Origin of the sequence: Dyella solisilvae (assembly GCF_003351225.1) — a bacterium.
GTDB lineage: Bacteria > Pseudomonadota > Gammaproteobacteria > Xanthomonadales > Rhodanobacteraceae > Dyella > Dyella solisilvae.
Genome location: NZ_QQSY01000006.1, coordinates 111,917 through 124,739, shown reverse-complemented (window position 1 = coordinate 124,739; position 12,823 = coordinate 111,917). Strand labels below are relative to the sequence as shown.

The window sequence follows — 12,823 nt, the reverse complement described above, 5'->3', positions numbered from 1 at the left end:
AAGTTTCAGGTGGAATCATTCTTGTTCGCCGCGCGAGGCATCGCCGTGATTCACAACGAGTTGTCTGTGCGGACGATCTCCCCACTGCTGCGTCGAAGCCTCAGTGCGGAAGACACTGATGACGCCGTTACGCCATACCAGTGCAGCGCGTGGTGGCGGAGCGCAGGACCTGTGACCAGGGTCAACTGGCCCGCTGCACCGTCTCGCGCGCCGTCATCGTGCTCTGTGATAATCCGCCGATGCCCATACCAGTCAGTTGTGCCCGCCCCCTCGCCCGCGCCTTGACTGGCGCCCTCGCCCTCTCCCTCATCGCCTTGCCGGCCTGGGCCGCCCAGGACAGCAAGACGCGCTCCGAACAAGCCGAGGCGCAAAAGAAGCTGACCGACGTGCGCAGCAAGATGGAGGAGTTGGCCAAGGAACAGGCCGAGACCGCCGCCAAGCGCGACAGCGCCACCGCCGAGCTGGCCAAGCAGGCCAATGCCGTGGCCTCAGCGGCCAAGGCGGTCCGGGACACGGACACCGAGCTCGCCGCCAAGCAGAAGGACCTCACCCAGCTGCAGGCCCAGCGGGCCGAGCTGCAAAAGAGCCTCGAAGGGCAGCGCGCCGCCATCGCCGACCTCCTGCGCGCCACCTATGCGCTGGGGCGCGGCTCGGATCTTCGCCTGTTGATGGGTGACGACGACGTGGCCCGCATCGCCGAGGCGCTGGCCTATTCCAAGTATTTCCAGGAAGACCGCGTGGCCCGGGTGCAGCAGCTGATGGGCGACCTGGCGCGGCTGCAGGACCTGGAAGCGCAGATCACCGCCCAGCAGCAGGCCCTGCAAGCCAGTCGCGCCGAGCGCGAGACCCAGGCCAAGGCGCTGGAGCAACAGCGCGCCAGCCAGGCCAGGCTGGTGGCCGACACCGACGCCCAGTACAAGGATCAGGCATCCCGGCTGGCCGCCCTCAAGCAGAACGAGGCCTCGCTCAACCAGTTGGTGGACAAGCTGCAGAAGGCTATCGACGAGGCCGCGCGGGAGGCCGAGCGCGCCGCCAAGGCCAACGCCGCGGGCAGCGCCGCGCCGCCCGCGGGCAAGGGCCTGGTCAATATCCGCGGCAACCTGCCGTGGCCGGCCAACGGCGTGGTCAACACCTACGGCAACGGCGTGCTGATCAAGGCGGCCGGTGGCAGCGAAGTGCATGCGGTGGCCGCCGGCCGGGTGGTCTACGCCGCCTTCCTGCGTGGTTACGGCATGCTGGTCATCGTCAGCCACGGCAACGGCTGGCTGAGCATGTACGGCAACAACGAGTCCCTGCTGCGCGGCGTCGGCGACCAGGTTGCCGCCGGCGAGGTGGTGGGCACCGCCAGCGCCCCCACCGGGGTCAATACCGGTGTCTATTTCGAACTGCGCCAGAACAACAAGCCGGTCGACCCGCGCAGTTGGCTGGGCAAGCCACGTTGACGCCGGCTACGCGGCGTCGCAGGCTAATCTGCGCGCCGCGAGATTGAATTTCGGCGCTATCCGGCGGTCCAAGCAGCCATGCTGCCGACCGTCGGCGGCGTCCTCACAGTACCCCCGGAGTCCCCCATCCATGCGGTTTTCCACCTTGAGCCTGGCGGTCCTGCTGCTGGCCGCGCCGTTGGCGCAGGCCCAGACGGCCCCCGCCCAAGCCACCGGCTCGAAGCATCCGGCGGCTGGCGCCGCAGCCGCGGCGGTACCCGACACCCTGGACCTGGACGACATCCGCAACTTCAGCCGCGTCTACGAGATCGTGCGCCAGGCCTACGTGGAGCCGGTCGACAACAAGACCCTGATGAAGGCCGCCATCAGCGGCATGCTCAGCGGCCTGGACCCGCATAGCGAGTATCTGGACAAGGACGGCCTGGCCGAACTCAGCGAAGACACCACCGGCCAGTACGGCGGCCTCGGCATCGAGGTGCTGCAGGTCGACGGCACCCTGCGCATCATTGCGCCGATTGACGACACCCCTGCCTCGCGCGCCGGCATCAAGCCGGGCGACACCATCGTCAAGATCAACGGCAAGCCGGTGGATTCCGAGAACATCGACGAGATGTTCAAGGAACTGCGCGGCGACCCCGGCAGCAAGATCACCCTCACCATCCTGCACGAGAAGAGCGACAAGCCGATCGACATGCCGCTGGTGCGCGAGCGCATCTCCGTCACCAGCGTCAAGGTGCGCGAGATCGAGCCCGGCTACGCCTACATCCGCATCAGCCAATTCCAGGACGACACCACCGCGGACCTGGAAAAGAAGCTCGGTGAGCTGATCCGCAAGAAGGGCCCGCTCAAGGGCGCGGTTCTCGACCTGCGCTCCAACCCGGGCGGCCTGCTCACGGCGGCCGTCGGCGTCAGCGACGATTTCCTCGATTCGGGCACCATCGTCACCACCCGCGGCCGCCTGCAGGATTCCAACCTGAGCTTCGAAGCCCACCCGGGCGACCTGCTCAATGGGGCTCCCATGGTGGTGCTGGTGGACAACGGCACCGCCTCCGCCGCCGAGATTGTTTCCGGCGCGCTCAAGGACAACCGTCGCGCGCTGATCGTCGGCCGCCGCACCTTCGGCAAGGGCGTGGTGCAAACCGTGCTGCCGCTCGATGCCGATCACGCCGTCAAGATCACCACCGCGCGCTACTACACCCCGAGCGGCACCTCGATCCAGGCCGAGGGCATCAAGCCCGACATCGCCCTGGCCGACCTCGCGGTGAACAAGTCCGACAGCACGCCCACCCTGGTCGGCTCCGAAGCCGACCTGCCCAACCACCTCGCCAACGAAGACGGCAAGGGCGTCAAGGACCTCGACAACGACGGCAGCGCCGAGAACGCCAAGCTGGCCACGCAGGACTACGCCCTGTCGGAAGCCTTGAACGTGCTCAAGGGCCTGGCCCTCAATCGCGTTGCGCCGCCGTCGGCGACCAGCAAGCATTGAGGCTCGCTCTTGGTGGGGCGCCTTTGAGGTGTCTCCGCGAGCACCCACCCCTCACCCCCGACCCTCTCCCCAAAGGGGAGAGGGAGCGAGGAGCGGAGCCGGACGACGCTGCTTTAAGTCCTCAGTACGACGACGCCCCGCGGTGTAGCCGCTGTCCTTGAGGTAGCACGCGACGAATTGGGCTTGGCGCAGTCGTCAGTGCTTGTATGCCATGCAGCGCTGCGCCCCCTCTCCGCTACGGCGCGTTGCGGGATAGCCGGGGTCCCTGAGGTAGCACGAAGCCGATCCGGATGGCCGCAGTCGGCGAGTCTTGGATCTCACATATCGCTACGAGCCTTTAAGGCCATTTTCTTTGGGTTACTTTTCTTTTGGGCCAGCAAAAGAAAAGTGACTCGAGCGCCGGCAGGCGATCGAAACGCCCGCTGCGTAGGCGGCAAGCTGGCGGGGAGCGCCAAACCCAAAACCGAGAGCCAAAGTCACTGGATCCCAGCCTTCGCTGGGATGACGAGCGGGAGGGTGTGAGGCACAGCTATCGCTTCGTCTCTGCCCCATCCAACATAAAATCCTTCAGCTCCCCGCGGAAGCGCCTCACTCAGAAACCAATCTCCGGCGCCAACCCACTCAAATGCCCCGCCAGCGGATCATCCTCCGCCATCAGCTCGAACCCCTCGTACTCGAACCCCGGCGCCACCAGACAGGTCATCAGCGCATAGCGACCCAGTGGCCGCGCCGCCTGCCACGCGCCGGCGGGCACCACCACCATCGACCTCACGTCGGGGGCAAGGGGTCCCAGGCAGCAACGTTCGAGGCTGTTGGACACCGGGTTGTAGATCAACAGCTCCAGCGGGTCGCCTTCGACGAAGTGCCAGGCTTCCTCGGCATCCACCCGATGCCAGCTGCTGACGGTTCCCGCTTCGATGAGGTAGTGGATCGCGCTCAGTGCATGACGAGCGCCAATGCCGTCGCCACTGGCCTTGGGCGGGTGGAAACGATGGTAGTGACCACCTTCCACATGAGGCTGCAACTGCAGCAGCGACTTCAGCTCCTCGATGCGGATGGCCGGGTCGCTCACGTCGCCTCCACGCCCTCAGGCTTGATCAGCCAGCGTACCGCCAGCACGCCCAACTCATACAGCAGACACATCGGGATGGCCAGCATGATCATCGAGGTGATGTCCGGCGGCGTGATGAACGCGGCGATGGTGAACGCGCCGACGACGGCGTAGCGACGCCCAGCGCGCAACTGCTCAAGATTGACCACGCCGATCGCAGCGAGGATCACCACCGCCACCGGCACTTCGAAACAAAGACCGAAGGCGAAGAACATCAGCATCACGAAATCCAGGTAATGCGAGATGTCCGTCATCATTTCCACGCCTTGCGGCGTCACCGCCGTGAGGAAGCGGAACGCGGCCGGCAGCACCAGGAAATAGGCGAACGCGCAGCCGAGATAGAACAGCAGCAGCGCCGCCACCAGCAGCGGACGCGCCAGTCGCTTCTCGTTGCGGTAGAGACCGGGGCTGACGAAGGCCCACAGCTGGTAGACCAGCACCGGCATCGCGATGAACAGCGCGGCGTAAAAGGCGAGCTTCAGCGGCGTCACGAACGGGCTGGCGACTTCGGTCGCGATCAGGTGCGCGCCGGAAGGCAGGCGCGACACCAGTGGCTCGGCCAGCAGCGTATAAAGCCGGTTGGCGAAGGGGATCAGCGCGCCGAGCACCACCAGTACGGCCACGATGCCCCGCATCAGGCGCGAGCGCAGCTCGATCAGGTGCGAGAACAGACCCTGTTCCAGGCCCTCGTCCTCCGGGCCGTCGAGTTCAGGCGCCGCCATGCGGTGCTTCCTTGGCTGACGTCGCATCGGCGGTGGCGGTGGGGGTGGCGGTGGCTGTTGCAGTGGCAGCGTCGACGACGACCGGCTGGATCTCTGGCGCCGGCGGACTCATCGTGGCGGCGCCGCCGGCGGGCCGCATCTTGCGCAGGGTTTCGTCGAGTTCGGCCTGGGCGGCCTCGGCCCGCGCCGCGGCCTCCTGCGCCTGCCGGCGAATCTCCTCCACCTGCAGTTCGCGCTCGACCTCGGCCCGTACGCTGTCCCAGCCGGTTCGCACCCGACGCAGCAAAGCGCCCGCGGTGCGCGCCGCATGCGGCAGCTTTTCCGGGCCGAGCACGATCAGCGCAACCAGCGCGAGCAATACCAGCTTGCCGAAGCTGATCTCGATCATGACCGGCGTACCGACTTACTTCGACTCGGTGGTGTCGTGCTGGCCCTGGTTCTGGGTCGTGCCGGCCGGGGGATCGGCCCGCAGGCGCTCGTTCGGGTCATTCGCCTTGGACGCTTCGTCGCCGTCCAGGCCCTTCTTGAAGTCGCGCACCGCGCCGCCAAGGTCGGCGCCGATATTGCGCAGCTTTTTGGTGCCGAAGATCAGCACGACGACAACGAGCAGGATAAGTAGATGAGTGATGCTCATTTAACAGGCCTCAGGGACGTCAACGCGGCGGAACGAAGCCGTCACGCCATCGCGCCGCCGCTCCATATCAGCGCTGAGTGTACTCCTCCAGGCGGTCCCTGAAATCGACTACCTGGCCTGGGACATTGCTTACACCGCCTTCGAAGATGCGGCGCGGGGTCACACCCTTGCCATAGATGGCCTCGTTGGCGTCGTAGTCGATGCGCAGGGCCGAGCCATCCAGGGCTACGCCGGCGAACAGGCCGCGCGAGCGGGAGTAGGAGTAGATCTCGGCCTTGAAGTCGCTGTCGGTGGAGGCGGCGGCGGTACGGCCGACCGGGCCGGCCGCGGCGGCGGCGTCCGCGCCCAGGGTGAACTTGCCGTTGACGATCGAATCCACGCCGCGCTGGGTACGGAACACCAGGATCACGTCAGTGGAGGACGCGCCAGCCTGGAAACCGAAGCTGCCGCCGGTCATGGTGATGAAGCTGGGGTTGGACCAGGTACCGTCCGGCGCCTTCACCGAGATCACACCCTCACCGCGACGCCCGCCGAACACGAAGCCGACCTTGAGCAGGTCCGGGATCACCGCGATGGCCTTGGCCTCCTTGAGCAGATCGGTCGGGATCGACTTGTCCGGCGCCTGCATGATTTCGTTCAACACGCGCACGGCGTTCTGGGCGCGCACCAGCGGCGGATCCTCCGCATGCGCGGCCATGGCCGGCAGCAGCAGGACCGACAGGGCGAGCAACACGCGATGGAACGATGCCTTGAACATGGATGACTCCCGAAGCTGATAATTGGACGGGCGGCCTGCGGCGATGGTTCCCCGCGGCGCCACCGATGGCTTGTGGCAGACTTTGCGGCGGTTTCCTCCGACCACGCCACGATGCCACGCAGCCATGACTATACCGGCCTTGCCGGCGCTTCCCATGACCCTGTTGTTCAGGCTGCGGTGCTATTGGTGAACCTGGGCACACCAGACGCGCCGACTCCGAGCGCGGTTCGGCCCTATCTGGCCGAATTCTTGAGCGATCCACGCGTGATCGATTACCCGCGCTGGCTGTGGTGGCTGGTCCTGCACGGGGTGATCCTGCGCGTGCGGCCGGCACGCTCGGCCCACGCCTACCAGCGCATATGGACCCCGCAGGGCTCGCCGCTGCGCGTGGGCAGCGAAGCGCTGGCGTCACGGCTGCAGGAGACGCTGTCGGTTCAGTGCGCCGGTCGCGTCCGCGTGGCGCTGGCAATGCGCTACGGCCAGCCGTCGGTGCACCAGCAGATCGAAGCGCTGCAGCGCGAAGGCGTGCGCCGCCTGCTGGTGCTACCGCTGTACCCGCAGTACTCGGCCACCTCTACCGGCTCGGTGATCGACGCCGTGGCCGATGCGCTGAAGGCGCTGCGCTGGCCGCCGGAGCTGCGCGTGGTCAACGATTATCACGAGGATCCCGCGCACATCGAGGCGCTGGCGCAAAGCATCGAGCAGTGGTGGGCTACACATGGGCGCGGCGAGAAGCTGCTGCTGTCCTTCCACGGCATTCCCGAGCGGTACGTGCGCGCGGGCGATCCTTATCTCGACCAATGCCAGGCCACGGCGCGCGCGCTGCGCGAACGCCTGCGACTGGACGATGGGCAACTGCTGGTGAGCTTCCAGTCGCGCGTGGGCCGCGAGCCTTGGCTGCAACCCTATACCGACGCCACCGTGCGCGAACTGGCCCGCGGCGGCGTCAGGACGCTCGATGTGGCCTGCCCCGGCTTTGCGGTGGACTGCCTGGAGACGCTGGAGGAGATCGCCATGCAGAACCACGAGTTCTTCCGTGAAGCGGGCGGCGACGCATTGCGCTACATCCCCGCGCTGAACGATTCGGCCGCGCAGGTGGAAAGCCTCGCCGCGCTGGTGCAACGCCACACCGCCGGCTGGCCCGAATTCAACGGCTGCACCGCATGAGCACAGTTGCGCCGACTGAACTCGACATCACGCTGCCGCATTCTCGGTTACGCGCACTGGCGTGGGGACGAGAGGATGCACCGCCCCTGTTGGCCTTGCATGGCTGGCTGGACAACGCGGGCAGTTTTGCTCGCCTGGCGCCGCTGCTGGCCGACCGCTGGCGAGTCATCGCGCTCGAATTGCCAGGCCACGGCCATTCGGACCATCTGCCGCCGGGCCAGCACTACCACTTCATCGACTACGTGCGCGCCGTGCTGGCTGCCGTCGACGCGTTGCAGCTGACCCGCTACCACCTGCTGGGTCATTCGCTCGGCGCGGGCGTCGCCGCGCTGGTGGCCGCCGCCACGCCAGGACGGGTGGATCGGCTGCTGCTGGTCGAAGGCATCGGCCCGATCGGTGATGACGGTCACCTCACCTTGCGCCGGTTCCGCGATGCCCTGGCCAGTTCGGCCACGGGACGCTCGCTGCGCGCGTTTCCGTCGGTCGAACTCGCCATCAGTGCGCGCACCATGGCCAGCGGTCTCCCGGCTGAGCAGGCCCGCCCGATCGTCGAACGCGGCCTGCGACAAACCGAGGCCGGCTGGCACTGGCGCAGCGATCCGCGCCTGAACCGCGCCTCGCCGCTGCGCATGGCCGAGACTCAGGTCCATGCCCTGCTGCAAGGCATCGAGGCGCCCACCGCGCTGCTGCTCGCACGACCGCAAACGCCGTACCTGCCCGATGCCCAGATGCGGGCGCGAGCCGCCTGCGTGGGCAACATGGCAACCATCCACATGGATGGCGGCCATCACCTGCACCTGGAGCATCCCGCCGACGTGGCGGCCTGGGCGCGCCGCCATCTCGGCGGAGACGCGCAGGCCTGAATTGCCGGCGGGCTATTTCACGTTGCTGCCGGCAGTCGAGGCGGCGTGGCTCATGTGGTTCATGCTGGTGTCGTGCGGCGGTGGGCCATGCAGCGGCAACGTGCTGAAGATATCGGCATCGCCCTTGCGCGACATCCGAGGGACGGTGTTCACACAATTGTGCTGCCTGACCGACGGCACATGCCGCGCCGCGGCAACGGCATAGACTGGCCGCATGGAGCATCTACAGGGAGCCAAGTGTTCCCCCGCGCCACCCACCAGACCCCACGTGACTATCGGCGGCAAGTGGAAAGCCCATGCTGATTTGTCACGCACGTGCCAGACCCGCGCCACAAACGCAGCGAGCATGGCGCCACCCCACGCAAGGAGCCTCACCATGGCGCGTCACTCGCCCGTCCTCCATCTCATGCTGCTTGCCGGCCTGCTTGCCCCCGCCTGCTCCATGGCGGCGGACAACGCCGATACGCTGCTGCGCGACCTGCGGCAGGCCTATGGCGGTGAACGCTGGTCCGGCGTCGGCGCGATCGCTGTCGAGGGCCGGGAGTCCAGCGATGGGCTCGAGGGTCCATGGCAATCCACCGTCGACCTGCGCAACGCCCACTATCTCACCCGTGCGCGCAACGACCTGTTCGCCACCGCCGAGGGCGGCGATGCGCAGGGGCACTGGCGGCAGGACATCTCGGGCCTGATCCATCCGCTGGACTCCGACGAGGCGAAGACCACGGCCATCAGCGAAGACTGGCTACGCAGCTATGGTTTTCTGCGGACCGCGAGCGACGTGAGTTACCGCGCGTTGCCCGATGCCGCCGATGGCGCGCGCCACTACCAGCGACTGGAAGCCACGCCGGCGGGCGGGCGCGCCGTCACGCTGTGGATCGATCCGGAGTCGCATCGCGTGGATCGCGCCGAGTGGCGCCGTTCGTTCCTCACCTTTACCCAGCGATTTGCCGACTATCGCCCCGTCGATGGCCTGCAACTACCGTTCCGCATCACCACCACCGCCGCCACCGTCGCAGGTACCAACGACGGCGAGAGTGTGGATACCGTGACCGGCTATCGCGTGCTCGACGCCGCCCACTCGGCCAACACGCAACGCCCCACGGCGCGCGTCACCGACGTACGCATGGACGGCGATGCGCGCATCGCCGTCACCCGTCTGCGTGTGGAAGGCGGCATCGTGCTGGTCGATGCGAGCATCAACGGCGGCGCCCCGATGCCTTTCATCCTCGACTCCGGTGGTCACGCGATCCTTACCGCGGACGCGGCGAAACAGCTTGGCTTCGAGACGAGTGGCAAGGGCGTGAGCACCGGTTCCGGTCCCGGCTCGATGAGCACCGCCTATACCCGCGTGCGCGACCTCGCGTTGGGCCACGCGCATGTGGACGGACTCACCTTCCTGGTGATGCCCTACCCTTACGACTTCTACGAGCGTGGCGAAGGCCAGCCTCCGATTGCCGGTATTCTCGGCCTGGAGATCTTCGAGCGATTCGCGGTGACGTTTGACTACGATCGCGGCGTATTGCACCTGCAACCCTTCGACCACGGCGATGCGCCACCGACTGCCAAGGGCGACGTGCTTGCGCTGCGCTTCACTGACGACATGCCACTGGTGTCTGCTGCACAGGACGGGAAACGCGGCATGTTCGGCATCGACACCGGCAACGCCGGCTACGTGCTGACCTTTCCGCAGTGGGCCGAACGCGAGGGCATCGCCGCCCACTATGCGAGCGGCACGCCGGTGCCTACCGGCGGCGTGGGCGGCCTGTTCATGGCGCACATCGCCCATGCGAAAGAACTGCAACTGGGCAACCAGCGCCTGGACAACGTGGTGGCCATGCTCACCCGCGCCGATGCCGGCGCCACCGGCAACCCCAGCGAAGCAGGCAACATCGGGCAGGACGTGCTGTCGCGCTACAACGTGCACTTCGACTACCGCCGCCAGCAGATGGTGCTGATGCCGCGCAACCCGGTTCCGTCGTGGCACTACGCCATGACGGGCATCCGCGCCGACAAGAAGTCCGACCAGCCCGACCGCTACCAGGTCATCAACGTCATGCCCGGCAGCCCTGCCGAACAGGCGGGCCTCAAGCAGGGTGACGCCATCATGGCGGTGAACGGCCAACCTTCATCGAGATTGAGTTTCGGTGCGTTGCGCGATCTCACCAGCCATTTGCCGGACGGCGCGTCGGTGACGCTCACCCTTGCCGACGGGCGCGAGATGAAGCTGCAGGCGCGAGACCTGGCGACGAAGTAACCGTGCGATGACAACGTCGCGCGGACGCTTGCCTGGCGAGCGTCCGCTAGCGCGTGCGCCCGCCGTCCGTCATCACATCGGTGCGATAGGCGGTGAACTCGCGCAGGGTTACCGGATACACCAGGACAGTCTCATGCGCGCTTGCCTGACCCGACGGAAGACTCATCAACTGCGCAGCCAGCTCTCGCTGATCCACGGACTGGATCCGCACCGAACGACACGCGGAAGCCTCGCCCTGCGCATTCGCCTCCACGATGCGGTCACCCTCGAGCCTCGGTTGCACACAGGCGGCATCGGTAGTGACCAGCCAGACGTCCTTGTGGCTGCCATCGACCGTATACAGCGCGATGTGGTGGTCGCCGAGCTGATCAACACTACTGATGAGCGTCGTCGCCGGCAGGCCATCCACGGCACGGCCGGCAGCCTTGAGATAGGCGCTACGCAATGCCGCCTGTCCTTGATCGCCGCCATCCCCAGCCGTCGCTACACCTGCGGCCATCGACAGCAATACGCCCATCCAGATCGCCATCCCATCCTTGCGCATCGTCATGACAACGCTCCTTTGGCAGTTGACCCCTCGGGCGATGAGGCGCTTGCCAGGAGACTGTGTCAATCGAGCTGACATGAAACTTTTGTCATCCGGGAGGCGTCCGGGCCGCCTCAGGGCTTGCTCAGTCCCAACACGTCCAGCCCCTGCTCGAAGGTGATGTCCACCGGGATCTTCGCCTGATCAAGGCGCTTGAGATCGCCGGCCAGGGTGGCGTCGATATTGCCCATGGTGTCGGTGAGCTGCCTGGCGGCGTCGTAGTCGCCGTCGCCCTGGATGGTGAGCAGCTTGGCCGAGAGCGCGTTCATCGCCGCGGTCATCTTGTCGAAGTCGACGCGATAGCGGCCGGTGGCGGCGTCGCGGGTGAAGGCGCCCTGCCGCTGGAAGAAGTTGAAGCGCACCATGTTCGCCCGCGCATGCGCATCGCTGGCGCCGAAGCGCACCGAGCGCAGGATGCCGGCGAGGAAGGTGACGTAGTTGTCCATCAGCTTCGACTTGTCCAGCTCGCCCTTCTCGGCCAGCTTGGTGACCATGTACAGGCCCAGGATGTCGGCCTTGCCTTCCTCGAAGCTGGAAGCCTGGTCCTTCAGCGCAGTGCGCACCATGCCCTTTCCGGTGAGCGTGTTCTTGATGCCCAGGCCATGCGCCACTTCGTGGAACATGGTGTTCTCGAAGAACGCATCGAAGGTCAGGTGTGACTGCTGGTCCTCGGCGATCAGTTCCCTGGCGATCGGCAGCATGATCTTGTCGAACTTCGCCTGCATCACGTTCTCCAGCTGCAGGCGGCGCGTGCCCTTCTTCAGCTGGACTTCCTCGTCGTTGGGCAGGTTGATGGCGATGGTCTTGGCGCCGACGTTGGCGTCGCCTGCGTAATACACGGCGAAGTAGGCATTGAGGTCGGCATCGGAGCCGGGCTTCTCGGCCTTGTACTTGTCCTCCACCGGCAGTTCGCGCTGCAGTTCCGGCAGGTACTTGGCGAAGCGCGCGAGTTTGGCGCTCCAGGCCTGGTCCTTCACCAGCACATAGCTCTCGTAGCTGGCCTTGTAGCCGTACAGCTGGTCTTCGTAGGTCTCGATCGGGCCAATCACGATGTCGACCGGGTTGTTCTTCATCGACATCCAGGCGAAGTCGCTGGGACGGTAGTCGTCGCTGAGCAGCGCATCGGCGCGCTGCTTGAGGTAGGCCGCGAACTCCTTGTCGTCCGACAGTTCCGCCGCCTGTCGCAGCAGGCCGGCGGCACGCTCGAGGTCGGCCTTGTAGGCCTCGTGGTAGGGCACCGTCACCAGCTTGCCCTGCGCATCGCGACGCAGCAGCGTGTACAGGCCAGTCTTGTCCTTGAGGTCGGCCTGCTCGAATTCTTCCTTGGTCATGTCGGCCGGGTAGAACTGCGCGCCCGGCGGACGCGGACCGACGCCGGCGACGAAAGGTTGATCGTTGTCGAGGCGATCCCACGGACCGTAGTTGATCTCCGCGAAGCGGCGCGTCACCTCATCGGGAATGCGCGCCATCAGCGCAGCCTTGTCGCCCCACGCCTGCTGCCAGTAGATGTCGTTGGTGACATCGGCCGCCTCGACCAGCAGCGCGATCATGCGCTTCTGCTTCTCGTCGAAGGCGGACAGGTCAGCGCCGAGCTTCACCGTGGCGTAGTTGGCCAGGCGCTGCTGCGCGTTCTCCGCGTCGGTCGACGGCGGCGGTGGCGCCGCGGGCGCCGTGCTGGCCGGCGCCGGCCCGGGCGACTGCGCCGCCGGCGCGTGGTCGTGCGAGCTGCAGGCGGCCAGGGCGGCGATCAGGGTGAGGGCGAGCAGGTGGCGGCGCATGGGGACGTTCCGGATGACGAAAG

Annotated in this window: 13 protein-coding genes; 5 read left to right on the top strand and 8 right to left on the bottom strand. The window is 66.6% G+C overall.

Translation table 11 applies throughout. The annotated features are described in order from the left end of the window. Positions 1–239 precede the first annotated feature (239 nt). Together DVT68_RS17940 and DVT68_RS17935 are read left to right on the top strand one after the other, a co-directional pair. On the top strand, positions 240–1,442 hold the full coding sequence (locus tag DVT68_RS17940) for a murein hydrolase activator EnvC family protein (protein ID WP_114826640.1): 1,203 nt from the start codon (positions 240–242) through the stop codon (positions 1,440–1,442). A gap of 130 nt (positions 1,443–1,572) precedes the next feature. Continuing rightward, positions 1,573–2,928 carry a S41 family peptidase gene (locus DVT68_RS17935; RefSeq protein ID WP_114826571.1) on the top strand — a complete coding sequence of 452 codons (1,356 nt, stop codon included), beginning with the start codon at positions 1,573–1,575 and terminating at the stop codon, positions 2,926–2,928. 592 nt (positions 2,929–3,520) lie between these two features. On the opposite strand, the gene DVT68_RS17930 is transcribed toward DVT68_RS17935, so the two are convergent. From DVT68_RS17930 to DVT68_RS17910, 5 genes are all read right to left on the bottom strand, one after another. Beyond that, positions 3,521–4,000, bottom strand: coding sequence for a cupin domain-containing protein (locus DVT68_RS17930; RefSeq protein WP_233523549.1), 480 nt, complete (start codon positions 3,998–4,000; stop codon positions 3,521–3,523). Beyond that, positions 3,997–4,761 carry a twin-arginine translocase subunit TatC gene (gene tatC / locus DVT68_RS17925; RefSeq protein ID WP_114826570.1) on the bottom strand — a complete coding sequence of 255 codons (765 nt, stop codon included), beginning with the start codon at positions 4,759–4,761 and terminating at the stop codon, positions 3,997–3,999. The genes DVT68_RS17930 and tatC overlap by 4 nt, the downstream gene beginning before the upstream one ends. Then, a complete protein-coding gene (tatB, locus tag DVT68_RS17920; protein ID WP_114826569.1) occupies positions 4,748–5,149 on the bottom strand; it encodes a Sec-independent protein translocase protein TatB in 402 nt (133 codons plus the stop codon). Before tatB ends, tatC begins: the two co-directional genes overlap by 14 nt. A 15-nt stretch (positions 5,150–5,164) precedes the next feature. Beyond that, positions 5,165–5,395 carry a Sec-independent protein translocase subunit TatA gene (gene tatA / locus DVT68_RS17915; RefSeq protein ID WP_114826568.1) on the bottom strand — a complete coding sequence of 77 codons (231 nt, stop codon included), beginning with the start codon at positions 5,393–5,395 and terminating at the stop codon, positions 5,165–5,167. A gap of 67 nt (positions 5,396–5,462) precedes the next feature. Next, positions 5,463–6,152: a lipid-binding SYLF domain-containing protein gene (locus DVT68_RS17910; RefSeq protein WP_114826567.1), complete on the bottom strand. Its 690-nt coding sequence runs from the start codon at positions 6,150–6,152 to the stop codon at positions 5,463–5,465. A 111-nt stretch (positions 6,153–6,263) separates the two neighbouring features. Here DVT68_RS17910 and hemH point away from each other — a divergent pair, with 111 nt between their 5' ends. Next, positions 6,264–7,319 (top strand): ferrochelatase, encoded by a 1,056-nt coding sequence (hemH, locus tag DVT68_RS17905; RefSeq protein WP_114826566.1) that lies wholly within the window; start codon positions 6,264–6,266, stop codon positions 7,317–7,319. Then, the gene (locus tag DVT68_RS17900; protein ID WP_114826565.1) at positions 7,316–8,182 is read left to right on the top strand and encodes an alpha/beta fold hydrolase; all 867 of its coding nucleotides are present in this window, start codon (positions 7,316–7,318) and stop codon (positions 8,180–8,182) included. The genes hemH and DVT68_RS17900 overlap by 4 nt, the downstream gene beginning before the upstream one ends. A gap of 12 nt (positions 8,183–8,194) precedes the next feature. On the opposite strand, the gene DVT68_RS20500 is transcribed toward DVT68_RS17900, so the two are convergent. Further along, positions 8,195–8,335 (bottom strand): hypothetical protein, encoded by a 141-nt coding sequence (locus DVT68_RS20500; RefSeq protein WP_158543542.1) that lies wholly within the window; start codon positions 8,333–8,335, stop codon positions 8,195–8,197. A gap of 223 nt (positions 8,336–8,558) precedes the next feature. Between DVT68_RS20500 and DVT68_RS17895 the strand changes: the two genes are divergently transcribed. After that, entirely contained in the window at positions 8,559–10,436 is a 1,878-nt protein-coding gene (locus DVT68_RS17895) for an aspartyl protease family protein (RefSeq protein ID WP_114826564.1), read from the top strand. A 46-nt stretch (positions 10,437–10,482) separates the two neighbouring features. On the opposite strand, the gene DVT68_RS17890 is transcribed toward DVT68_RS17895, so the two are convergent. Together DVT68_RS17890 and DVT68_RS17885 are read right to left on the bottom strand one after the other, a co-directional pair. Further along, positions 10,483–10,986 carry a hypothetical protein gene (locus tag DVT68_RS17890; protein ID WP_114826563.1) on the bottom strand — a complete coding sequence of 168 codons (504 nt, stop codon included), beginning with the start codon at positions 10,984–10,986 and terminating at the stop codon, positions 10,483–10,485. A gap of 110 nt (positions 10,987–11,096) precedes the next feature. Continuing rightward, positions 11,097–12,800, bottom strand: coding sequence for a dipeptidyl-peptidase 3 family protein (locus tag DVT68_RS17885; RefSeq protein ID WP_114826562.1), 1,704 nt, complete (start codon positions 12,798–12,800; stop codon positions 11,097–11,099). Between the last annotated feature and the right edge of the window lie 23 nt (positions 12,801–12,823).

Coding starts and splice junctions, on each gene's coding strand:
- DVT68_RS17940 (WP_114826640.1), top strand. CDS start 240: ATGCCCATACCAGTCAGTTGTGCCCGCCCCCTCGCCCGCGCCTTGACT.
- DVT68_RS17935 (WP_114826571.1), top strand. CDS start 1,573: ATGCGGTTTTCCACCTTGAGCCTGGCGGTCCTGCTGCTGGCCGCGCCG.
- tatC (WP_114826570.1), bottom strand. CDS start 4,761: ATGGCGGCGCCTGAACTCGACGGCCCGGAGGACGAGGGCCTGGAACAG.
- tatB (WP_114826569.1), bottom strand. CDS start 5,149: ATGATCGAGATCAGCTTCGGCAAGCTGGTATTGCTCGCGCTGGTTGCG.
- tatA (WP_114826568.1), bottom strand. CDS start 5,395: ATGAGCATCACTCATCTACTTATCCTGCTCGTTGTCGTCGTGCTGATC.
- DVT68_RS17910 (WP_114826567.1), bottom strand. CDS start 6,152: ATGTTCAAGGCATCGTTCCATCGCGTGTTGCTCGCCCTGTCGGTCCTG.
- hemH (WP_114826566.1), top strand. CDS start 6,264: ATGCCACGCAGCCATGACTATACCGGCCTTGCCGGCGCTTCCCATGAC.
- DVT68_RS17900 (WP_114826565.1), top strand. CDS start 7,316: ATGAGCACAGTTGCGCCGACTGAACTCGACATCACGCTGCCGCATTCT.
- DVT68_RS17895 (WP_114826564.1), top strand. CDS start 8,559: ATGGCGCGTCACTCGCCCGTCCTCCATCTCATGCTGCTTGCCGGCCTG.
- DVT68_RS17890 (WP_114826563.1), bottom strand. CDS start 10,986: ATGACGATGCGCAAGGATGGGATGGCGATCTGGATGGGCGTATTGCTG.
- DVT68_RS17885 (WP_114826562.1), bottom strand. CDS start 12,800: ATGCGCCGCCACCTGCTCGCCCTCACCCTGATCGCCGCCCTGGCCGCC.